Source organism: Chitinophaga sancti, from assembly GCF_034424315.1.
GTDB classification, from domain to species: Bacteria; Bacteroidota; Bacteroidia; order Chitinophagales; family Chitinophagaceae; genus Chitinophaga; species Chitinophaga sancti.
In genome coordinates this window covers 4309714-4334737 of the sequence record NZ_CP139972.1, presented here as the reverse complement: position 1 = coordinate 4334737, position 25024 = coordinate 4309714, and the positions used below count along the sequence as shown (strand labels likewise).

13 protein-coding genes are annotated in these 25024 nt (G+C 43.9%); 6 read left to right on the top strand and 7 right to left on the bottom strand.

What is annotated here, in order from left to right; all coding sequences use genetic code 11:
* Nucleotides 1-52: 52 nt before the first annotated feature.
* From U0033_RS16550 to U0033_RS16530, 5 genes are all read right to left on the bottom strand, one after another.
* Complete coding sequence (locus tag U0033_RS16550) at nt 53-1897, bottom strand: glycoside hydrolase family 2 protein (RefSeq protein WP_072359616.1); 1845 nt, start codon at nt 1895-1897, stop codon at nt 53-55.
* A gap of 213 nt (nt 1898-2110) precedes the next feature.
* Nucleotides 2111-3934 (bottom strand): alkaline phosphatase, encoded by a 1824-nt coding sequence (locus U0033_RS16545; protein ID WP_072359614.1) that lies wholly within the window; start codon nt 3932-3934, stop codon nt 2111-2113.
* Nucleotides 3935-4075: 141 nt separating this feature from the next.
* Nucleotides 4076-5575: a RagB/SusD family nutrient uptake outer membrane protein gene (locus tag U0033_RS16540; RefSeq protein ID WP_072359612.1), complete on the bottom strand. Its 1500-nt coding sequence runs from the start codon at nt 5573-5575 to the stop codon at nt 4076-4078.
* Nucleotides 5576-5598: 23 nt separating this feature from the next.
* Nucleotides 5599-8985: a SusC/RagA family TonB-linked outer membrane protein gene (locus U0033_RS16535; RefSeq protein ID WP_083571476.1), complete on the bottom strand. Its 3387-nt coding sequence runs from the start codon at nt 8983-8985 to the stop codon at nt 5599-5601.
* A gap of 108 nt (nt 8986-9093) precedes the next feature.
* Nucleotides 9094-10029 (bottom strand): FecR family protein, encoded by a 936-nt coding sequence (locus U0033_RS16530; RefSeq protein WP_143150681.1) that lies wholly within the window; start codon nt 10027-10029, stop codon nt 9094-9096.
* A 223-nt stretch (nt 10030-10252) separates the two neighbouring features.
* Here U0033_RS16530 and U0033_RS16525 point away from each other — a divergent pair, with 223 nt between their 5' ends.
* Nucleotides 10253-16666 carry an MBG domain-containing protein gene (locus tag U0033_RS16525; protein ID WP_322518484.1) on the top strand — a complete coding sequence of 2138 codons (6414 nt, stop codon included), beginning with the start codon at nt 10253-10255 and terminating at the stop codon, nt 16664-16666.
* Between the two features lie 108 nt (nt 16667-16774).
* Here U0033_RS16525 and U0033_RS16520 read toward each other — a convergent pair whose 3' ends face one another.
* Nucleotides 16775-17320, bottom strand: a complete 546-nt coding sequence (locus tag U0033_RS16520; protein WP_072359608.1) for an RNA polymerase sigma-70 factor — start codon at nt 17318-17320, stop codon at nt 16775-16777.
* 192 nt (nt 17321-17512) lie between these two features.
* On the bottom strand, nt 17513-18946 hold the full coding sequence (gene dnaA / locus U0033_RS16515; RefSeq protein WP_072359606.1) for a chromosomal replication initiator protein DnaA: 1434 nt from the start codon (nt 18944-18946) through the stop codon (nt 17513-17515).
* Nucleotides 18947-19617: 671 nt separating this feature from the next.
* On the opposite strand from dnaA, the gene U0033_RS16510 reads away from it, so the two are divergent.
* From U0033_RS16510 to U0033_RS16490, 5 genes are all read left to right on the top strand, one after another.
* Nucleotides 19618-20007: a DUF3127 domain-containing protein gene (locus tag U0033_RS16510; RefSeq protein ID WP_072359604.1), complete on the top strand. Its 390-nt coding sequence runs from the start codon at nt 19618-19620 to the stop codon at nt 20005-20007.
* A 172-nt stretch (nt 20008-20179) separates the two neighbouring features.
* A complete protein-coding gene (locus U0033_RS16505; protein ID WP_072359602.1) occupies nt 20180-21742 on the top strand; it encodes an NAD(P)/FAD-dependent oxidoreductase in 1563 nt (520 codons plus the stop codon).
* Nucleotides 21743-21809: 67 nt separating this feature from the next.
* A complete protein-coding gene (locus U0033_RS16500) occupies nt 21810-23336 on the top strand; it encodes a sensor histidine kinase (RefSeq protein WP_072359600.1) in 1527 nt (508 codons plus the stop codon).
* On the top strand, nt 23333-24025 hold the full coding sequence (locus U0033_RS16495) for a LytR/AlgR family response regulator transcription factor (RefSeq protein ID WP_083571475.1): 693 nt from the start codon (nt 23333-23335) through the stop codon (nt 24023-24025). The genes U0033_RS16500 and U0033_RS16495 overlap by 4 nt, the downstream gene beginning before the upstream one ends.
* Nucleotides 24026-24101: 76 nt before the next feature.
* The gene (locus U0033_RS16490) at nt 24102-25022 is read left to right on the top strand and encodes an ABC transporter ATP-binding protein (RefSeq protein ID WP_072359598.1); all 921 of its coding nucleotides are present in this window, start codon (nt 24102-24104) and stop codon (nt 25020-25022) included.
* The last annotated feature ends 2 nt before the right edge of the window (nt 25023-25024 follow it).

Sequence of the window (25024 nt, the reverse complement as noted above, 5' to 3'; positions counted from 1 at the left end):
AGTAGTGTTGGTGGTAAACAATGAATTATTGATTGCTTTTAGAATGGCAGTATTACTGAGTCGGCGCAATCGCTTTAAACAATGAATCATTGACCGCTTTTATAAATGGCAGCGGCATCTTCACCACTTTTCTATCATAAGTCACCAATCCATTTTCCTCTCTTTCCACATCAAAAGGCTGGGTATAAATAGCCCCTGACAACCCGGCTTTTTCATACAAATACAATAGCTGCATCAGTGCCTGGTAATAATCCGGAAAATCTGCGCGGGTGATATCGAGATAGCTATAAGACTTAGCTGGATCCCAGCGATGCCCTTCTATACTTACCCCCAAACCTCCCCATTCTCCTAATACCGCTGCTTTCTGCGGAATTGCCGGGCCAATAGCAGGGCCTGGATATTTATGTACATCTACAAAGTCACTGCCTTCCCACATGATGCTGGGATACCCTTCGCTGTATTCATCCATGTTCGCACCGGAGTGGGCATTGAGCAGGCGACTGGGATCGTAATGTTTGAGTTGCGTAGCGAGGCGTAATTGATCGTAAGCTCCCCAGCCTTCATTGAATAATGTCCAGACTATGATAGAGGGGAAGTTGTACAATTGCTGTACAAGTTTGGGGCTTTCATCTTCAAATACACTGGCATCTGCTGAAGTGAAACCCGCAGGAGGAATGAGGTCCTGCCATACGAGCATGCCGAGTTGATCACAGTAGTAATACCAGCGGTCGGGTTCTACTTTGATGTGCTTGCGGATGGTGTTGAAGCCCATTTGTTTGATGATACTGATGTCATATGCTAAGGCGCTGTCAGTAGGGGCGGTGTAGATGCCGTCAGGCCAGTAGCCCTGGTCGAGGACGCCGAGATTGAAGGTGTATTGGTGATTGAGAAAAATGCGGGGATGGCCGCTTGGGTCTTTTTCTAAGGTGATGTTGCGTAGTGCAAAATAGCTGGTGATACTGTCTGTGATGCTACCGTTTTGTAAGAGGCGAATGGTGAGGGGATAGAGATATGGGTCCTGAGGGCTCCAGGGATGGGGCGAGGGAATGTGGAGTGTGAGGGTGTCGTGATCTCCGGTAGTAGCTTCAGCAATTTGGTTGATTGAAATAGCCTGAATGGTATAATTTGAATGGTTGACAGCTGAATTAGTTTGATTAGCAAGGGGAGGATGGGGAGATGAAACTGATACTTTTATTTTCAGCTCACCTGCATCCAGGTCGGGAGTGAGGGTGAATCCGGCTATGTAAGTATCGGGTACGGATTCTAACCATACGGTTTGCCAGATGCCGCTACAGGCCGTGTACAAGATTCTTCCGGGATAGAGACTTTGTTTGCCATGGGGGTTATTGCCCTGTGAGGTAGGATCGTAGACGCTGACCACCAGTTCATTGTTACCTGTTTGTAGAAAGGAGGTGATGTCGTAAGAGAAATGGTTGTAGCCGCCGAGGTGCGAGCCGAGGAGATGGCCATTGAGATATACGGTAGCTTTCCAGTCGATGGCGCCGAAGTGCAGGAGGGTTCTTTGTTGGTGTGAATTTGTTTTGAAGGTAGTATGATACCAAAGACGTTGTTTAGGTAACAGGGCTTGTTTTACGCCTGAGAGCGCGGATTCTATGGGGAAAGGAACGAGGATTTTTCCCTGGTAGCTATTAGGTGCAGTTGCATCCCAGCTGGTAATGACGTAATCCCAGAGGCCGTTGAGGCTTTGCCATTGAGCGCGGACCATTTGAGGGCGTGGGTATTCCGGGAGTGGGTGAGTGGGGGAGACTTGTGAGGCCCAGGGAGATCGAATGGATAACGGCTGCATGTGCCAGGCGGAAATGCGGCGGGCTTTGACATGCAGGAAAACGTTATAGAAGAACAGGAGAATTAAAAATTGCAGGGTCCTGGATTTCATTAGGGATAAATATACCTTTTGAAGGGAACCAGGAGTTAGGAGATCGCAAATATAATTGGAATATCAATCTGAGCGTGTGCTGCTTTTGTGAATAACAGGTTACTCAACAAAAACAGGAACAGGATATTCCGTGTTTTCATGATATAAATATACAAGAAAGGGCGCTTACTATATAGTAAACACCCTTTCTTGTATGAAAATTTAACCTATGATTTATTTCAACAACTCAACTATTTTTTTAAAGATCTCCGTATTTTCATATACCCCTCTGAACAATAAGGAATTAGGCCCATATGCAAACACAGGTACCATTACAGCAGTATGATCATTCGTACTGAAATGCCCATCTACCTGTCCTTTAGCGATATCACCATCTAACAGTGACAGACCTCCGGTTTCATGATCAGCGGTTACTATCACTAATGTATGCCCGTCTTCATCTGCAAATTTCATTGCCTCTCCTACCGCCTTATCAAAATCCATCATCTCTGTTACCACGTATGGAACTCTGTTTGCATGTCCACCATAATCAATCTGCGCGCCTTCTGCCATGATAAAGAATCCTTTCTTATTGGCATTTAATGTACGGATTGTTTTAGTCAGGGCCTTTGCCAGGAACTCTCCGCGACCCTTTTCCATGGATAACTCGGCCTGTGTTGAAAGGTTGATATATTTGGAAGATTGAATGGTGTCCAGGTCTGCTAAATTCGTGGTGAAACTATAGCCTTTCTCTTTCAGCAATGCAGGCAGATCCATTTTATCTGCACGTGCATTGAAATGACGAGCTGCAGCACCTATTAATACTGATACCGGGCTATTTAGAAAATCTTTCGCGATCGCATCTTCATAACTTCTGTCCTGTGCATGTGCATAAAATGCAGCGGGGGTAGCATCTGTAATATCTCCTGCACTGATGATGCCTGATGTATATCCCTTTGGTGCAATGATATCCGGAATTGCAGGTATCGCTATGCCTGTAGCATCTACGCCTACATAGCGGTTATTGGTTTTCTTACCAGATGCCATCGCGGTACCACCGGCAGCAGAGTCAGTGATATAGCTATCTGCAGAGTAGGTTTTAGAAAAACCAATGTTCAACATTTCTAACAAATTCAGCTGGCCACGGTTGCCTGTGAAACCTGAATATATTTGGGTCAGCCCCATGCCATCACCGATCAGTAAGATCACTTTATTGATCGTGATCAGACTATCGTTATTCACATATTTTGCTTTGTAAATAGTGTGGGGTGCTGTTGTACCATTGTATTCTACATTTTCACGGTTTGAAAGGAAGTCGGCAATACCTTCTACCTTATCTGTGTTGATGTAATTCACACCCATGTTCATAAAGGTCTTCCAGGTGTTTGGATTATCAGGGGTATCCCAGAAGCGCACTTTTTTACCTAAGGTATGTACGCTGTCTATCCAGTTTTGAATGCGGTCATGTTCAGGTTTTACAATGATCCCTTTCCCGTTCCACTGGGTGAAGTTTTTCAGGTCGGTGCTATAAAGCGGAATACGTTTGATAGCATCAGCAGGGTAATGACCTTCGCGCTTACCATCGAATAAGATATAGGCAGGATACGTATGCCAGCGCTTTGGATCAGGTTGATTGCCACTGATCACGAGCTGAATAGTAGGATTGTTGGTAATAGTCGGATACTTAGCAAGGATCTTGATGAGCGCTGTCATCGTGGCAATGCTATCCGTTTTAAAATCGATCAGGAGCTGGAGTGTATCGTGGGAATTTGGGTAGGCAGTACCCTTGTTTTTTTTAATCTGCTGTTGTAAGGGAATGAGGTAGAGCGATTCGAGGGTGCGCTCAGCAGTCAGTTCTTTTGATTCGTGCGCCACCCAGAGAGAATTGTTTTGGGTGTATACATCGGCTTCTATGCTTCCGAAATGGCGGGTGTAAGCTGAGAGGAAGGGAATGGGTTGTTCGTAGTCATTGTGAGAGTGGGCATTGATAGGTGTGTAATGCTGGGCCCGGGTTTGAAAGGTAGCAAATAACAGCGAAGCTAAAAGTAGTTTTTTCATTGATAAATGTTTGTTAATAAGGTTATACCGAAAGTAAATTTTCAGGATTTTTTTCAGATTCCTGGTGGTGAGAATTTTGTTTAAGCGGTTCTCAATGTCTTTCCATTACTTTCGATACAACCTTATTATATAGTTAATGATTTATTCCCATCCTGCGTTCTGGGTCACTATCCCATTACTGCTCGTCACTTCAATTCTTGGTACCGGCCATACATTGTGTATAGCAGGATTGAAGTTACGTGCAGGCCATACGACAGCACCTGAATAACCATGCAATGGCTGTGCATAAGTAGCCTGTGCATCACCCCATCTTACCAGGTCAAAGTGACGGTTCGCCCATTCACCAGCCAGTTCTGAACGACGTTGTTTTTTCAACTCAGTCATCATTGCATTTGTTACACTCGTCAGACCAGCACGGTTACGGATCATATTGATTTCAACATCTGCATTCTTACCCTGCATCAGTTTCGCTTCTGCCTTGATCAGGATCACTTCTGCATAGCGAATCAGTGGCAGGTTCAGATCTGTGGTCGGGTGGTCACCATTTGGACTCACATGTGCCTGACCAGCATAAGAGAATGGCTCCATGTACTTGCGGAACTGGTAACCAGACAAGCTGTTGGTAGAAGCATAGGTCATTGCGTTACCAAAGTAGGTAAAGTTGTCTCCTGGTTTCAGGATGGTAGCTTCCCTGCGCTTGTCACCAGCTTCGTAAGAGTCATACAATTCTTTGGTAGGCATATAATAGCCCCAGCCATTGTATGCTCCCCATCCTTTGTTCTCCAGCATGACCCCTGGCAGGATACTCCCCCAGCCAGATGGTGACTGAGAATTAGAATATACAGACCAAATATATTCACTGGTCCAGTTATTTGCAATAGTAAATACATCAGCGAAATTTGGTAACAATGCATGTTTGCCACTGTTGATCACGGAGTCAGCATATTTCTCAGCATTGGCGTAGTCTTTTTTATAGAGATACATCTTGCTCAGGAAAGCCCATGCCGCCGTTTTGTGAGGACGACCATATTCAGCAGTCGTATAGGTATCGAAGTAAGGGAGGTAGTTTGCAGCCTTTTGCAGTTCGCTGGCTACATAATCATATACGATATCCACATTGGCTACACGGGGAATGGCATTACCTGTAATGCTGTCGCGGTTTACGATTGGCACCCCTGCACGGGCATCTCCATAGGTATAAGCCAGTTCAAAGTACATGAGACCACTGAGGAAGTAAGCTTCACCGATGAGACGGTTTTTCAGTGATGCAGACATGTCGATGCCAGGTACATGCCTGATCACATCGTTTGCACGTTTGATCACAATGTAACGCATCTTCCACTGACCTTCGGTATAAGATCCCCCGATGAAATTGCTGTTAAAATTCTTGATATTATCACCTTCCGCTTTTACGCGACCGGTCACCATGTCATCACTGGCGTTGATAAACCACCAGTAACCACGGCCATAGAAGTTTTCATCGTCAAACTCGGAGTACATGGCGTTCGCCCCGGAAACAGCATCATCGCTGGTTTGCCAGAAGTTACCACTGGTGGGCGTACCTTTCGGTGTAATTTCCAGCTTCTTGTTACAAGCCGCGAGCAGGACGATGGACAATGATAAATATATAAGACGTTTCATTATTGTTGTATTAATTACCTTGATTAGAAGTTTACATTTAAGCCCAGTAAAAAGCTTTTAGATTGTGGGTAGCGGGCTACGTCGATACCAAAATTATCCATACCTACTTCAGGATCGTATCCTTTGTATTTGGTGATGGTAAACAGGTTGTTCGCAGTAGCGTAAATACGTACCGCACCGATCTTTGCTGCATTGGTCCACTGCAATGGCAGTGTATAACCCAATGTTACGTTCTTGATACGCAGGTATGAACCATCTTCAATATACCAATCGGATGTATTACCATAGTTACCGTTCTGGTCGTTGGAGATAATACGTGTTACATCTGTATTGGTGTGGGTAGGAGTCCAGGCATCCAGGATGCCTTTCAGCATATTGTAGTTTGTACCAATGCTGGGGTTCATATTGGTATATTTCAGTGCATTGAAGATCTTGTTGCCCTGTACACCCTGTGCAAAGATGTTCAGGTCGAAGTTCTTGTAGTTTGCATTCAGGGTGATACCATAGGTAAAGCCCGGATAGAAGCTACCTACGATCTGACGGTCATTGTTGTCAATTTTACCATCACCGTTTTTGTCTACGAACTTACGGTCGCCTGCTTTTGCAAATGGCTGGATCTTAGTCACGCCATCGGGTCCTACGTAGTTATCCACTTCCTGTTGTGACTGGAAGATACCAGCAGTTTTGATCACGTTAAAGGAATACTGAGGATTACCTACACGTGTAACCAGCGGGGTGAGTGAGCTACGCACGTTCACCTTTGATACGTCTACTACTTCTGGCAGACCTGTAGTCAGTGACAGGAGTTTGTTGCTTACTTTGGTCAGGGTACCACCTACACCGAATGTAAAATCTTTACCGACCTTACCATTGTAGTTCAGGCCGAGTTCAATACCATTGTCACGTGCCTGCCCCATGTTCTGGTACATACCATTGTTTACACCTGCAGTACCCGGTGGATTTGGCCGCATTACCATTTTATTGGTAGTCTTGACAAAGTAATCAGCAGTTAAAGACAGGTGGTTTTCGAAGAATGCGAGGTCAGTACCAAAGTTCACCTGATTAGATTCAGCCCATTTCAGGTTGGGATTGGAGAGCGCATCTTCTGCCAAACCTGAAGTGAGGGTTCCTTCAGCGCCTGTATACACTGCTACACTTGCCAGGTTTACGTTGAGTGCATTCGTAGGAACGGTACCCAGGTTACCCAGTACACCATAGCTGGCACGGAGTTTGGCAACGCTTAGCCATTTAATATTCTTCATGAAATCTTCGTTGGAAAGCACCCAGCCACCAGAAAGGGAATAGTAATTCTGGTAACGGTTCTGAGCAGCTACACGGGAACTGCCATCACGACGACCCAGAATGGTGAAGAGATATTTTGTATTGTAATCATAGTTTACACGCGCCAGGAAAGATTCAACAGCATCTTCCTGGATGCCACTTTGTGGCTTGGTCCATGAACCAGCATTGTCAAAATAACGATAAGCATCCCGCTCGTCGCTGAAGGAGTTAGCATTAGCGGTCAGGTATGTATAGGTATGGTGTTGATAAGTATAACCAGCAACAGCATTGATGTTGTGCAGACCGAAATGATGTGTATAATTCAAAGTCTGTTCGGAAAGGATGTCAGAATAATTCTCCATCGATTCATACAGTGAGTTGTTCTTGTTGATCTTACCGATTTCCAGTACACGGGTCGTAAAGGTTTTGCGATCGCTGAAAGACTTGGTTACGCTGAAGTTAGAACGGAAGCTCAGGTCTTTGGTCAGTGTTAATTCAGCGTATGGGTTGATGTTAATTTTGTTGACAGGGTTCCTGTCATCCAGGCGCATCAGGGTAGCAAGAGGGTTGGCAAGGTCACCATAAGAACCGGCGTATTCAGTAGGGAAGCCACTGAAAGCACCGGTAGCAGTATAGGGCGTGATATTGCGTGGATAACCCAGGGCGGTGAAGATGATACCCGTATAAGGACTGGTGGTATTCGCGCCATTTCCATCGGTGTAGGTGTAGCTCATGTTTTCACCTACTTTTAACCATGGTCTGATCTGTGCATCGGTATTGAGACGAAACGTATAACGTTCGCTGTTAGTATTGATAAGAATGCCATCGTTTTTGCGATAACCGAAGCCCATGTAGTAGTGGCTTTTTTCAGTACCACCGTTTGCACCGATGTTATAGTCCTGGATTTTGCCGGTGCGGAAAATGGCATCCTGCCAGTCAGTACGGGTGATTTGTCCATCAGGATACAGATCAGCATTGAAAGCTTTGGCGCGTGGGATACCAGCAGCATCGTAGGCGGTGTTTTCAACGTCTGCAAATTCTTTGGCGGTGAGTACGTCGAGTTTCTTAGCAGCCCATTGCCAGCCTGTTTTAGCGTCTACAGTTACAGTAGCAGTACCGGATTTACCTTTCTTGGTGGTGATGAGGATAACCCCACCGGAAGCACGTGCACCATAAATAGCAGCAGAGGCGTCCTTCAGTACGTTCATAGATTCGATATCGTTGGGGTTGATAGGACCACCGGTGTAGATGGAACCATCTACGATGTAAAGTGGTTCCTCGCCGTTGATACCACCTAAACCACGAACGTATACCTTAGGCGTAGCCGTTGGGTCTCCACCGTTGTTCGCTACGATTACACCGGGAGCTTTACCCTGGAGGGCTTCGGTGGCATCGTTGAGAGAGCGGGAAGACAGTTTATCCAGTTGAACATCAGCGATGGCTCCGGTAACAGTGGCTTTTCGCTGGGTACCGTAACCTACAACAACGAGCTGGTTCAGGTTCAGACTGTTTTCCTGTAATACGACATTGAAATGACGTTCAGCGCCGACGGAGATCTCGGCTGATTTGTAGCCGATCATGGTAATGGTGATGGTAGCGTTTTCAGGTACGTTGAGTTTGAAGTGACCACTGGCATCGGTGTGTGTGCCGGTGGTGGTACCTTTAATGAAAACGGTAGCGCCGATGAGTGGACCGCTTTTGTCAGAGACAGCACCGGTGATGGTGATGTCGGCGGCAGCTTGCTGCTGGAGGCCATTGCGGGCCTGGGTCGCAACGCTGTCATAAATTAAGATGGTGTTGTAGCGTTCTTCGAATTTTAAAGAAGACTGGCTGAGGAGGTCCTGGAGGATGGCTACAACAGCAGTTTTGCGATAGGTGTTCGCGTGGACCTGCACTTTTCTGAGTGCATCTTCGTCGTAGGCAAGACTGATCTTTGCTGCAGATTCCAGTTGTTTGAGGGCAGAAGAGAGGCTACCTTGTTGTACCTGGAAACGTTGTAGCATTTTGTGCAGTTCCTGCCTGGTGGTAGATGGCCGTGCCATGGCGGAGGTAACCAGCAATAGCAGGGCCATGGTGGCTGCGAATGCGTGTTTGACGCGGGTTGAGAAAAGTGCTTTGTCTGTGTGCATATATAGTGTTTGTTAAGGCGTTTTTTAGGGCAAAAAAATCCCCTGACTGGTGTGTGACACCGGTTCCATTTGAACTATGATAAAGGCTTTGTTTGCTACAGCGTCCTGCTACTCAATGCTCAGTTGATCCTGCTGTAGTTTGAAATGAATTTTTGGCTTATACGATATTTTCTCCACCACTTCCAATAGTGCCGGCAAAGGCATTTTGTCAGAGATGCGGAGGTTATAGCTACCTTTTTTCGTATCCAGTTTGGTAGTGGCGGTGATGCCGTAATGTTCCCTGATAGCCAGTACCAGGTCATAGATAGAGGCATTGCGCAGGATGATTTCTCCTTTTGCCCATGCTAATAGATCGGCGGAGGAGATGACATCTCTGATCACGTTTCCCTTGCTGCAGGTAATGCGTTGATCGGGTGTCAGCACAGTTTTGCGGGTACCGCTTTGTACACTTACTTTTCCTGTGGCTACAGCGATACGGGATACTTTATTATTGTATTCAGCTATGAAAGAGGTGCCGAGAACGGTGGTGCGCACACCGCTGGCATCAGTTACGATAAATGCTTGTGCAGGATTGGTCCTGACATCGAAGAAAGCTTTTCCTTCTTTTAATATTACTTTCCTGGAGCTATTATATTGGAGGGTGCTATAGGCACCGAGATATACAACGGAGCTATCGGGCAGATAGCATTTTTGAATGTGATGACTGGAGTTGCTGATGGTGTGCCAGTCAGCGGTTAATTGTAATTTTTGCTGGCGCGGCCAGAGAAAATAAGTGCCTGCTATTAATGGTAGTAAGACGGCAGCAGCTTTGAGCCAGGTATATCGCCTCTTTTGTGTGGAAAGGATTGGCATCTCTTCCATCATAGCGGCTTTGATGGCATCCATGTCGGTAGACTTTAGGGGAGCTACTTCTGCGGAGGCCTCTGCTTCCAGGGCATCGAGCCAGCCAAAGAGAAGTGCTTCTTCTTCTTTGGTGCAGTTGCCTTGCTGGTATTTTTTTAAGAGTGATGAAAGATCCTTTTTGTCCATTTGATATAAAGACACGTGAAATGAGGTGAGTAACTATTGAGAGAGAAAATATTTTTAAGTACTTCTGGTCACTATGTGTGATTGTAAATTTATCAAAGAAAGATTAATTTCGCCGCTCGGAGTAACGTAAACTGCCATTAAGAGAAGATTTCAGTTGATTACCAGTGTTTTTGAGAGGCTGGTGGGATTAACCCCCCGTTATTAAATTATTATAAAGCCGTCCCTAATTGCCTGTTTAATGAATAAATTTTTAAGCTTCTTTGTTTTTTGTTTTCTTTTTATTATTAATAGTTATGCGCAGACCCCGGATGGGAATGGCATTTTATACGTAAAAGCTGGCGGAGGAGGGGATGGAAGTAGTTGGGCAAATGCCCTGGGAGAAGTGGCCGACGCCTTGAAAGCTGCTACAACGTTGCCTGCTGGTACTGTAAAAGAGATATGGGTAGCCGGAGGAACCTGGTATCCATTGTATGCTGCGGATTTCGCCAGCATGGATAATAGGGATAAGGCATTTGTGATGGTGAAAAATGTGAACCTGTATGGTGGATTTGCGGGAACTGAAACTGCATTGAGCGATCGTGATCTTTCATTGACCGCCAATAAAACCATATTGAGTGGGGATCTGGGTACGAAGAACGTTTATACAGACAATGCGTATCACGTAATGGTAGCTGCTGGTGCTGTAGGTACTGCAAAGCTGGATGGATTTACGCTTTCATACGGATCATCTGCAGATAATTCAAGTATTGCTAGTTTAGCGGTAAATGGCAATGCTGTATATCGTTATGTGGGAGGGGGTATGATTGTTTTAAATGCCGGACCTGTTATATCAAACGTAATTTTTTCCGGGAATTCGGCGCTTGCAGGCGGAGGAATTTATATCTTATCCGGTTCAAATGCTGTGTTAACCAATTGTGTAATGAGTGGTAACATAGTAAGTGCAAGTGGCAGTGGTGCTTTCATTTATAATGCAACTGTCGTATTCACCAATGTGACAGTGGCTGGAAATAATGCTACTGGTGGTTTGGCAGCTATATTTTTTTCAATAGGAGGTAACGGTACTATCAGGAATTCAATTATTTACGGGAATAGTAGCGGTATTTCCAGCATGGGCACTTATACAATTGACTATAGTATGGATCAGGGTTCATCCGGTAATCCAGCCAACCATGTCTTACCTGGTGCTGATCCATTGTTTGCGAATTCACCTTCTTATACTTCTGCACCGTTCACAAGTGGGAATTACGCTTTGGGTAGTGGTAGCCCGGTGGCAGATCAGGGGAGTAATAGTTTGTTTACTGGCTTGAGTGCTTCCTCGAAGGATATAATAGGGAACCCACGTGTTAATAACTATTCGGGTGGGGGAATTATTGATATGGGCGCTTATGAATATAAGGCGCCATTGAGCCAGACAATCACCGTGGCGGATGCTGTTAAAACTTATGGAGACCCGGATTTCGAGCCGGTGGCAAGTGCGTCTTCAGGTTTGGCGGTTACATTGCAGTCTTCTGATGCTACAATTGCTAATCCTTATATAGATGTGGCAGATGGTAATAAATGGAAGATAAAAATATTGAAAGCAGGAGTGGTAACAATAACAGCCAGCCAGGCAGGCAATGGTGATTATGCTTCGGCACCTAATAAGACTTTCACAGTGACGGTGAATAAGGCGGCATTGACGGTGACGGCGGATGATGCTACGAAGATTTATGATGGAGTGGGTTATAGTGGAGGAAACGGGGCGAGTTACAGTGGGTTTGTGAATAGTGAGACTGCAGGAGTTTTAACTGGTACGCTGTCTTATAGTGGTAATTCACAGGGTGCAGTGAATGTGGGTAATTATGTGATTTCTCCATCGGGTTTATCTGCTGCTAACTATACTATTACTTATGTTGATGGTAGTTTAAGTATAGGTAAAGCGGCATTGACCGTGACGGCGGATAATGCTACGAAGACGTATGATGGAGTGGGTTATAGTGGAGGAAACGGGGTGAGTTATAGTGGGTTTGTAAATAGTGAGAATGCGGGTGTGTTAACTGGTACATTGACTTATAGTAGTAGTTCGCAGGGCGCAGTGAATGCGGGCAATTATGTGATTTCTCCATCAGGTTTATCTGCTGCTAACTATACTATTACTTATGTTGATGGTAGTTTGAGTATAGGTAAAGCGGCATTGACGGTAACGGCAATGGATGATAGTAAGACTTATGATGGAGTTAGTTATAGTGGAGGGAATGGAGTGAGTTATAATGGGTTTGTGAATAGTGAGAATGCAGGAGTTTTAACTGGTACCTTGAGTTATAGTGGTTCTTCCCAGGGTGTAGTGAATGCGGGCAATTATGTGATTTCACCATCAGGTTTATCTGCTGCTAACTATACTATTACTTATGTTGATGGCAGTTTGAGTATAGGTAAAGCGGCATTGACAGTGGCGGCAATTAATGATAGTAAGACTTATGATGGAGTAGTTTATAGTGGTGGAAATGGTGTGAGTTATAGTGGGTTTGTGAATAGTGAGACTGCAGGAGTTTTAACTGGTACGCTGTCTTATAGTGGTAATTCACAGGGTGCAGTGAATGTGGGTAATTATGTGATTTCCCCATCGGGCTTATCTGCTCTCAATTATAGTATTACTTATGTTGATGGTAATTTGAATATAGGTAAAGCGGTATTGACGGTGACTGCAATTGGTGATAGTAAGACTTATGACGGAATGAGTTATACGGGAGGAAATGGTGTGAGCTATAGTGGGTTTGTGAATAGTGAGAATGCGGGAGTTTTAACTGGTGCGTTGACTTATAGTGGTTCTTCCCAGGGGGCCGCGAATGCGGGTAGTTATGTGATTTCACCATCAGGTTTATCTGCTGCTAACTATGCTATAACTTATGTTGATGGTAGTTTGAGTATAGGTAAGGCAGCATTGACAGTGACGGCAGATAATGATAGTAAGATTTATGATGGAGTAGTTTATAGTGGAGGGAATGGAGTGAGTTATAGTGGATTTGTGAATAGTGAGAATGCGGGAGTTTTAACTGGTACATTGACTTATAGTGGTAGTTCGCAGGGAGCAGTGAATGCGGGCAATTATGTGATTTCACCATCGGGCTTATCTGCTGCTAACTATACTATTACTTATGTTGCTGGTAGTTTGAATATAGGTAAAACGACATTGACGGTAACGGCAATTGATGATAGTAAAACTTATGATGGAGTGAGTTATAGTGGCGGAAATGGAGTGAGTTATAGTGGGTTTGTGAATAGTGAGAATGCAGGAGTATTAACTGGTACGCTGTCTTATAGTGGTAATTCACAGGGAGCAGTGAATGCGGGTAATTATGTGATTTCTCCGTCGGGTTTATCTGCTCTCAATTATACCATTACTTATGTTGATGGTAATTTGAGTATAGGTAAAGCGATATTGACGGTGACGGCGAATAATGTTACGAAGACCTATGATGGAGTAAGTTATAGTGGAGGAAATGGTGTGAGCTATAGTGGATTTGTGAATAGTGAGACTGCAGGAGTTTTAACTGGCACCTTAATATATAATGGTAGTTCCCAGGGTGCGGTGAATGTAGGCAGTTATGTGATTTCGCCATTAGGATTATCTGCTGTCAACTATACAATTACTTATGTTGCTGGTAGTTTGAGTATAGGTAAAGCTGCATTTACAGTGACGGCGGATGATGCTACGAAGACTTATGATGGCGTGGGTTATAGTGGCGGAAATGGCGTGAGTTATAGTGGATTTGTAAATAGTGAGAATGCAGGAGTATTAACTGGTACCTTGATTTATAGTGGTTCTTCCCAGGGGGCAGTGAATGTAGGTAGTTATGTGATTTCCCCATCGGGCTTATCTGCTGCTAACTATACTATTACTTATGTGGATGGTAGTTTGAGTATAAGTAAAACGTCGCTGACTGTGACAGCAGATGATGCTACGAAGACTTATGATGGAGTGGGCTATAGTGGAGGAAATGGAGTGAGTTATAGTGGGTTTGTGAATAGTGAGACTGCAGGTGTCTTAACTGGTACCCTTAGTTATAATGGTAGTTCCCAGGGTGCAGTGAATGTAGGTACTTATGTGATTTCTCCATCAGGCTTATCTGCTGCTAACTATAGTATTACCTATGTAGATGGCAGTTTGAGTATAGCTAAAGCAGCATTGACAGTGACTGCAATTGATGCTACGAAAACTTATGATGGAGTGAGTTATAGTGGCGGGAATGGAGTGAGTTATAATGGGTTTGTGAATAGTGAGAATGCAAGTGTTTTAACTGGTACCTTGACCTATAGTGGTTCTTCCCAGGGGGCAATGAATGTGGGTAGTTATGTGATTTCTCCATCTGGTTTATCTGCAGCTAACTATACAATTACTTATGTTGATGGTAGTTTGAATATAGGTAAAGCTGCATTGACAGTGACGGCGAATAATGCTACGAAGACTTATGATGGAGTGATTTATAGTGGAGGAAATGGTGTGAGCTATAGTGGGTTTGTGAATAGTGAGAATGCCGGTGTTTTAACTGGCACCTTGATTTATGGTGGTAGTTCCCAGGGTGCAGTGAATGTAGGTACTTATGTGATTTCTCCATCAGGCTTATCTGCTGCTAACTATAGTATTACTTATCTGGATGGTAGTTTGAGTATAGGTAAAGCGGCATTGACAGTGACGGCGAATAATGCTACGAAGATTTATGACGGAGTGGGTTATAGTGGTGGAAATGGAGTGAGTTATAGCGGGTTTGTGAATAGTGAGAATGCCGGAGTATTAATTGGTACCCTGACTTATAGTGGTAGTTCACAGGGAGCTGTGAATGCGGGCAGTTATGTGATCACGCCGTCTGGTTTATCTGCAGCTAACTATACAATTACTTATGTAGATGGTGGCTTGAGTATAGGTAAAGCGGCATTGACAGTGACGGCGAATAATGCTACGAAGACTTATGACGGAGTGATTTATAGTGGAGGAAATGGTGTGAGCTATAGTGGGTTTGTGAATAGTGAGAATGCAGGTGTTTTAACTGGCACCTTGATTTATGGTGGTAGTTCCCAGGGAGCCGTGAATGTTGGGAATTATGTAATGGCAGTGTCAGGCTTATCTGCTGCCAACTATACAATTACTTATGTAGATGGTAGTTTGAGTATAGGTAAAGCAGCGTTGATAGTGAAGGCAATTGATAAAAGTAAGACTTATGATGGCGTGAGTTATAGTGGAGGAAATGGCGTGAGCTTTAATGGGTTTGTGAATGGTGAGAATGCAGGTGTATTAACTGGTACACTGACTTATAGTGGTTCTTCCCAGGGTGCGGTGAATGTGGGCCAATATAACATGATCCCCGCAGGATATTCGTCAAATAACTATACAATCAGTTATACCAATGGTATACTGATAATAGACAAAGCGGCCTTAACGATCACAGCTGAAAGCAAGGCGCGGTGTGTTGGAATAGTTAACCCTACTTTTACAATCAGTTATAGTGGTTGGGTAAATGGTGAAGGCATCAGTACTTTAAGTACTGCCGCCACAGTTTCTAGTGGTGCTACTGCTCTCAGCCCGGCAGGCACTTATACTATTATTCCGGCAGGTGCCGTAGCCGACAATTACACGATCACCTATGTAAATGGTGCTTTAACTATTTATCCACTCCCGGTTGTTACCCTGACAGCTTCAAATGGTGCGGTGCTCTGTGGCAACAATGCCAGCATTACCCTGACAGCTTCTGGTAATTATACTTATCAATGGTTACAGGACAATTCCATTATCAATGGTATGAATACCAGTACTATTACTATCTCAGCTATCGGGAAATATACTGCAATGGCGACAGATGGAAACGGTTGTACTGCAAATGCAGATAACAATATCACCATTACGAGGTTATTGCCTGCTACTGTGGCATTCGATTATGATAGCTATTGCGCAGGTAAAGCAGTAAGCTTCACCAATACATCGGATATTTCTAAAAGCGGTAACGTGACTTATACCTGGCTGAGCGGAGATGGACAAACCAGTAATAGTAAAAATGTAAGGTTTACTTATGGAACTGCGGGTAGCTATGTGGCATCACTTAGCATCGCGCCTGTAGCCTGTCCATCACTGGCAGTGACCGCGACTCAGCAGATCAATATTGCAGCGCAGGTAGAAGGGGTACGATTACCAACAGTAACTACTAAAACAGGGTTGGCTACTCAGTTGACAGCACGTGAGCTGGTGGGTGCGGAATATACCTGGACGCCGGCCACCGGATTGTCGGATGCTGGTATATATAATCCAGTGGCGACGCTGTATGAAAGTCAGGAGTACCAGATCGAAATGAATTTTGCATCAGGATGTAGCACAATTGATACTTTGCTGGTGAGTCCTTTTGTAAGCTATGACATTATAACACCCAATGCATTTACTCCAAATGGAGACGGACAGAATGATGTGTTTAAAGTGCATTTAAGAGGGATCAAACAATTTAACTACCTGGTGATATATGATCGATGGGGAAATAAGGTATTTGAATCGAAAGATGCCTCAATAGGTTGGGATGGAAGTTTTAAAGGAGCGTTGAATGGAGTGGGAACTTATATATGGATGGCAGCAGGGACTGATGTGGACGGAAGGACCATACAAAGGCAAGGGGTGGTTACGTTAATAAGATAAATAGCTTTTTTAGTCTACGCCAATCTTCGGATTGGCGTAGTGCTTTTAAGGAACGGGGAACATATTTTATCTGCAAAAAAGAATGAGTCCTTAGTGCGGAATCCCGTTTTATTCTACGATAAAAATATGTTTGATGCGCTGTACGGCGGTGTTGAGTTGGTTGCGGATGGTTTGTGGACTGGAACCGAGTCTGAGGGCGATTTCTGCCACAGAGAGATCTTCCACTCTATGCATATAAAAGACTTCTTTCATGCGTTCGGGCAGGCGATTCATGGATTGCAAGAGTTGTTGCTCGGTTTCCTTGAGGTGGAGTTGTTCGTGAGCGGGGTTCGCCTGGTAATTTTCGGCTACCTGGCGGAAGGTATCGACATGTTTTTGATAGAGGTTTTCATCGCGCATCGCGTTGAGGAGGCGATGTTTAAGGGCGGTGCGGAGGTAGGGAAGGATGGCGGTAACGGGGGGGAGGGAGCTGTGTTTTTCCCAGAGATGTATAAATACAGATTGGACCGCGTCCTGTGCAGTGGCAGGGTCGCGGGTGATCCGGCAGGCGTAGGTGAAGAGGTCCTGCCAGTGGAGCTCGAAGAGCTGACGGAAAGCGTCTTCATTACCTGAACGGATATTATCCCAGTGTGTATGTTGACAATCTTTTGGCATAAGTGAACTGATGGTGCAAAGGTATTGGTTGTTCCTTATGGTGTTTAATTATCAAATTGTTAACCAGTGTTGTTGTTATTACAGGTAAAATGCAAATTCGGGATTAACAACAAAATCGATCATCGGATGAATATAAAAAAAATCCCAGGCTTTTACTGCCTGGGAAATAATAAGGTTCATATAGGGGCATCATTACATCGCAGCCAACTGCACTTTCTGTTGCAGTTCGATCACGTTGTCACGGAAAGTATTATCAGTATCCATTAGGTCTTTCACTGTCTGGCAGGAGTGGATCACGGTAGTGTGGTCGCGTCCGCCGAAGTGTTCACCAATAGTTTTTAATGAATTCTTTGTAAAAGACTTTGCCAGGTACATTGTGATTTGTCTTGCCTGTACGATCTCACGTTTACGTGTTTTCTGCAGGAGTTTATCATAAGGTACATCAAAGTATTCGCATACCATTTTCTGAATACTTTCTATCGTGATCTCTTTAGAGGATGTTTTAACGAAAGATTTCAGTACACGTTTAGCGAGTTCAAGATCGATTTCTTTTCTGTTGAGAGAAGATTGTGCAAGCAGGGAGATGAGTGCACCTTCCAGTTCGCGTACGTTGCTTTGAATATTATATGCAACATACTTCACTACTTCTTTCGGCATCTCAAGACCATCATTCTTCATCTTCATTTCGAGGATCTCCATACGTGTCTCAAAGTCCGGCATTTGCATGTCGGCACTCAGGCCCCAGCGGAAGCGGCTCAGTAATCTTTCCTGCAGGCCATCCAGATCTTTGGGTGACTTATCGGATGTTAATATGAGTTGCTTACCGGATTGATGCAGATGGTTGAAGATAGCGAAGAACGCATCCTGTGTTTTTTCTGCACGGGCAAAGAATTGTATGTCATCTACGATCAGCACATCGATGAGCTGGTAGAAGTGAATGAAGTCATTGATGATACTATTCTTAGAGTGATCAATGAACTGATTGATGAATTTCTCAGCGCTTACATACAGCACTGCTTTGTTGGGATGAAGGCGTTTTACTTCATTACCAATTGCTTGTGCAAGGTGTGTTTTACCCAAACCAACAGATCCATATATAACTAAAGGATTGAAAGATGTACCACCTGGTTTTTCAGAAACTGTTTTACCAGCTCTGCGGGCCACGCGATTACAATCACCTTCGATGTAAGCATCGAAAGTGTAATGTGGATTCAGCTGTGAGTCTATCTGTACGCGTTTGATACCCGGTATAACGAAAGGATTCTTAACCGGATTTTGTATCGTAAGCGGAAAATCTACTTCGCTGTCTTTCTTGGTCTTCGTGAATTGCCCGGGCATATTCACAGTTTTAGGATGTTGATGGGGTGTTCCGTTCTCAACTACTATGCGATACTCCAGCCTCGCTTCTTTTCCCAGTTCACGCTTGATTGTCTTGCCTAATAATCCAACGTAATGTTCCTCGAGATATTCATAAAAGAACTGACTAGGTACTTGAATCGTTAAAACATTGTTTTCAAGCTGGATCGGTTTAATAGGTTCAAACCAGGTTTTAAATGGCTGCCATTCCACAATATCCCTAATTATATTAAGACACCTTTCCCAAACTTGTTCGCAAGTTTTATTCATTGAGTTATTGAAAATTAATATTGTTTGAATTAAGGATTGTTTCTCGAATTATAAATTTTTCAACGTGGGGAGTCGAAAAATTTTCAGACAGGGCAACGAATATCTGTACAAAATGTTGAAAAAAAAAATTTTTCTACCCTTGTTTTATACCGCCCGACACCAGTATCGTCGCCATGTTTTTATTGTGTTTTTTTCTGTTATCACGCACGGTTTCCCGACGCAAAAACGTCATTAAAAGTAGTACCACACTTATTTGATATCCAGGATCTTCCAGTTGACATTAACATGTTTGTCATAGATATGTGTTAGCGAGTGATAAAATAATATTGTACAGAGAATAATGCCGGGTGAATTGCCATCTTTTATGGAGACGCCCGATGTTAATAATTCCGTACGGGCGTGCAAAACTATGTTAGTAATTGTAATTAAAAAAATGTGGTTTAGTTTATCAAATACCATGCAAATTTCTTAATATCCGCGCAAGAGGGCAACCCGGTCTCAAACTGATAAAATCTAACCTGTAAAAGGCTCGCAGCCAGACTATACAGGTAACCGGCCCCTAACTGAACCCAGACTATACAGATAAACAGTGCCAGACTAAATTTTATTGCGCGTGATTGAAGCTAAAAAACCTATCTTTGACCTCTTGAAAAAAAGTTAAATTTAATTATATGAGTTTTGAAATAACCGGAAAACTGATCGTGAAATATAATACGATGCAACGTAGCGAAACCTTTAAGACACGGGAGTTCGTTATTGAAAAGTCCGACGATATCAACGGCCGCGTTATAAACAACTACATCAAGTTCCAGGCGGTACAGGACAGAACTGCTATTGTTGACCGTTTTAATGAAGGTGAAACTGTAAAAGTTTACTTCAATATCAGAGGTACCCGTTGGGAAAAGGACGGTCGTGTCAATTATATCACCAATCTGGATGCATGGCGCATGGAATCAGTAGTAGCGGGCGCTCCAGGTCAGGATGCAATGCCTAACTACAACACTTCCCAGGAAATGTCTTCTCCTGGTGGTGCCCCAGCAGCCGATGATCTGCCGTTCTAATCTGGCAATAACAACTCATTAACAAAAAATACTGAAACGGGTACCTGTGCAAGCGGGTACCCGTTGCTTTTCATTAGTAAAATATCCCGGATTTCAGGGAGCAATAAAAGAAGTGAGTGGAATTGATTCACTCTCACAAAGTTTTAGGATAATTACCTAACCTGACACGATCATGATTGAACAAGTATCTTTGAAGTTATTGCCATCTCAGGCAGATAACGAACATGCTATCACACAAGCAGCCGCTGCTGCACTTAGTGTTTCCCCAAACGCTATCACAGGTTTTCATATACTGAAACGCTCAATCGATGCCCGTTCCAAACAAGTGTACTTTATGCTTACACTCAAGGTATTTGTGGATGAACCATTTCACGAACGGGAGAAATTCATACCAATATATGATACTTTAACACCAGCAGCACCTGTTGCTATCGTGATCGGTGCGGGACCTGCAGGGCTCTTTGCGGCACTACACCTCATTGAAGCAGGGATCAAACCCATTGTACTGGAAAGAGGAAAAGATGTCAGGTCAAGAAGGCGTGACCTCGCCGCCCTCAATAAAACAGGCGTGGTAAATCCTGATTCCAACTACTGTTTCGGCGAAGGTGGCGCTGGTACTTACTCTGATGGCAAACTATATACACGTTCAAACAAGAGAGGTGATATCAATCGCATCCTCAGCATCTTTGTACATTTTGGTGCGACTGAAAAAATATTATACGAAGCACATCCTCATATAGGTACCAACAAATTGCCGCATATTATTGTCGCAATGCGGGAGCAGATCATCAATAGTGGTGGTGAAGTGCATTTTGATGAAAGGGTGACTGACTTTATTATTAAAGATAATCATATCAGGGGTGTGAAAACCGCGTCCGGTGCTACTTTTGATGCCTCACAGGTGATCCTGGCTACAGGTCATTCTGCCCGCGATATCTTCCGCTTACTACATGATAAAAAAATTCTCATCAGTGCAAAGCCTTTTGCATTGGGTGTACGTGTAGAACATCCGCAGGAACTCATTGACAGTGCACAGTATCATTGTGCTGTGAGAGGTGAACATTTGCCACCAGCGAGTTATAGCCTGGTAGAACAGGTAGATGGCCGTGGGGTGTTTTCCTTCTGTATGTGTCCTGGTGGCATCATTGCGCCTGCAGCTACTGATCCCGGTGAACTCGTGGTGAATGGCTGGTCGCCTTCAAAAAGAGATAATCCTTATGCAAATTCAGGGATGGTGGTAACAGTAGATGAGAGTGACTTTGAACTCTTTGCAGATAAAGGTCCGTTGGCTGCCATGTATTTTCAGCAGATGGTAGAGCAGCATGCTTTTCAGGCAGGTGGTGGACAGTTTGTGGCACCAGCGCAACGGATGACGGATTTTGTCCACAACAAGGTGTCTACAACATTACCCGATTGCTCTTATGTACCGGGAGTAAAAAGTACGGATCTGAAGGAAGTATTACCACCCAGTGTAGGTTCAAGGTTATCACAGGCTTTTGCTGCATTTGGTAAAAAGATGAAAGGTTATTACACCAGCGATGCGATACTGGTAGCGACTGAATCACGCACATCTTCGCCAGTAAGGATCCCCAGGAATGACGAGGACCTGATGCACCCCCAGATTAAAGGATTGTATCCATGTGGGGAAGGAGCTGGTTATGCGGGAGGTATTGTCTCCGCTGCTATGGATGGAGAGCGTGTAGCAGCCCGCATTATTGGATTTTATCACGGATAGTGGTATTTTGATCACATATATTTAATTAGTGCAGAGGGGATAACTATCATTGCTGAAAGTTTTTTCCATGAATAAGATCAGACGAACTGAATTCGGAATTGCTACAGGGATTTTCCTGTTGCTGCTGTTTTCATTGCTATATAAGAGTATAGCCTATAATGTTTTCGACCTGCAGCGTGATTATGGCTGGAAGTTCGCGCGTTACCACCAGGTGTTTGATTACTATAAACATTACCTGTTCCCTTTATTAGCACATATTGTTATTGTATACTTTTCTTTTTTGTTTGTGCACGAGGTCGTAGTACCCCGTTTTTATGAGAAGCAACGGTATCTGCTGGGTGGTTTGTTATCATTTCCGGTGCTGATTGCCTTGTTTGTCATCATTTGGGTGTCTAATACATGGTTGTACGGATACCTGTTTGGAGTATACAAAACTGTACGCGGTGTGCATACACATTGTGCAAAGGCTGCTTTCCTGCTGACGATATTTTATATGGTGTTGTACCTGATTTATTATGCAGGGAGGTATTTGTTTTTACAATATGCATATGAGCGAATGGTCAATAAACCCTGGTTCCGCCAGTCACTGATTGATGGGGCTGTGATAGCGGGGATTATTGGGTTTTGGATCATGATTACCAGGAATGATGACAGGGGTTTTACTCTCATGATTTTTTGTGTAGGCATCTTTTGCGGCTTCATGTATTTTGTGGCGATACATCGCTTATATCCACGTTTTATGGTGCATAAGAGTAAGAAGATCTTATTCCAGGAAGCAGCGGGGTTCTGGGCCATTTCATTAGTATGGATGTTAGTCGTTGGATTACAGGCACGTTATAATAGTGGTGGCATGTATGCTGCAGGTGTGATCATTACAACACTTGTAACGGGGATTGCTATTTTGCCGGCTGCCTGGTGGATCTTTACAGCCAGGAATGCGAGGGCCTCTACTTTACATGGCTTGCGCCAGGCATTAACCCATACAGAAGCAGGACTTGATTTTTTACGCTGGCAGATCAATCCGCATTTTTTATTTAATGCACTCAATACATTGTATGGAACGGCTTTGCAGGAAAATGCTTCGGCAACAGGCCAGGGTATTCAGCAATTGGGAGATATGATGCGGTTTATGCTGCATGAAAATACACAGGAGACAATTCCGCTGGAAAAAGAGATTGCTTACTTGCAGAACTATATTGCCCTGCAAAGGCTACGTACACAGGGTACGCCTGATATAAGTATTGAGGTGAATATTGATGAAACATTGTGTGAGCATAGCATTGCACCGATGTTACTGATTCCGTTTGTAGAGAATGCATTTAAATATGGGATCAGTCAGCGGAATAAGTCGAGGATCAATTTATCATTGTCCTGTACAAATGATAAGATCTATTTTGATGTGTACAACAGTATTCATGTGAACAGGAGTGCGGAGATTGAAAATGAGAGTATGGGAATAGGTATTAATAATGTACGGCAGCGGCTGAATTTGCTGTATCCTGGTAAGCATGATCTGAATATACGTGAGACAGGAACGGAGTTTTTTGTACATCTGACATTGATTGTAGATGAACCTAAAAATGATTTGATATGAAACTGACGGCAATTGCGATTGATGATGAACAGGTTGCGCTGTCGGTGATTCGTACACATGCACAGCAGGTAGATTTCCTGGAGATGCAGGGATATTTTACGGATCCGTTTGCGGCATTGACACATCTTGAAAACGAGCCGGTGGACCTGATATTCCTGGATATAAAGATGCCGGATATATCAGGACTGGAATTGATGACTACGCTGCCGGGAGGACCTTTGGTGGTGTTTACAACAGCGTATAGTGAGCATGCGGTGCAGAGTTTTGAGTTGGATGCGGTGGATTATTTGCTGAAGCCTTTTTCTGAAGAAAGATTTTTGAAGGCTTGTAATAAGGCGAAAGGATTGCTGGAGATGATGGAGAAGAGTGCAAGGGCCGATGCACCGAATTATGTGATGGTGAAAAGTGGGTATGAACAATATAAGATCTTGCTGAGGGATATTTTGTACCTGGAGAGTGCGGGGAATTATATTTCTTTTGTGACCAGGGAAAAGAAAATCTTATCAAGATTGTCGATGCAGGAGGCGCTGGCATTGTTGCCACAAGCATTGTTTACGAGGGTGCACCGGAGTTTTATTGTAGCGAATGAGAAGGTGACAAAGGCGGACAGGAGTAGTTTGTATGTGGGAGAGATGGTGGTGCCGATAGGGGCTGCCTACGCAGAAGCGGTCAATAGAGTGTTAAAATGAGTCTTTGCGCAGTTGCTGAAGGCAACTGCGCAAAGACTTGGATTTTTTTTGTAATTTCCGTCCGTAATTTAGAATTATGGGCCTGCTCGAAGTTAGAAACTTACGTAAAGATTATGCCTCGCATACAGCTGTAGATGATATTAGTTTTGTTATCCCTGAGGGTAGCATCTTTGGGCTGCTTGGACCCAATGGCGCAGGAAAAACCACCCTGCTCCGAATGATCACCGGCATTTTTTATCCCGATAAGGGAGACATACTTTTCAAAGGCAAACCTTTCAACCCGGAAAATGACGTGCATTCCATCGGCTATATGCCGGAGGAAAGAGGGCTGTACAAAAAAATGAAGGTAGGGGAACAAGCCCTTTACCTGGCGCAGCTGAAAGGCATGACCGAAAAGGAAGCCAAAGAAAAGATCAAATATTGGTTCAACAAGTTTGATATCAACGCATGGTATAATAAGAAAGTGGAAGAATTGAGTAAAGGCATGCAACAAAAGGTGCAGTTTATTTCCACGATCGTTCATCAGCCATCGCTGTTAATACTGGATGAGCCCTTCTCTGGTTTAGATCCGATCAACTCCAACCTGATCAAGCAGGAGATCTTTGACCTTGCACTGAATGGTACGACCATCATATTCTCTACCCACCGTATGGAGCAGGTAGAAGAGATCTGTGACCGCATTATGCTGGTGAATAAAGGAAAGAAGATATTGGATGGTGAAGTAAAACAGATCAGGCACGATTTCAAACAAGACCTGTTCCGGATAGGCTTAGGCAGGGTTCCCAACTTTGCAGAAGTGATGACCTATCATTTTACGATTGTCTCACAGGAAGAGAGCGGTTACGTTGTGAAGCTCACCGAGGGCAGTACGACAAATGATATACTGGCACATTTTATCCGGCAGGAAATCCCTATTACATCCTTCCAGGAGATTCTACCAAGTATCAATGAAGTGTTTATACAACAGGTACAGCAAATAGAAGAACCAATTAATTAGTC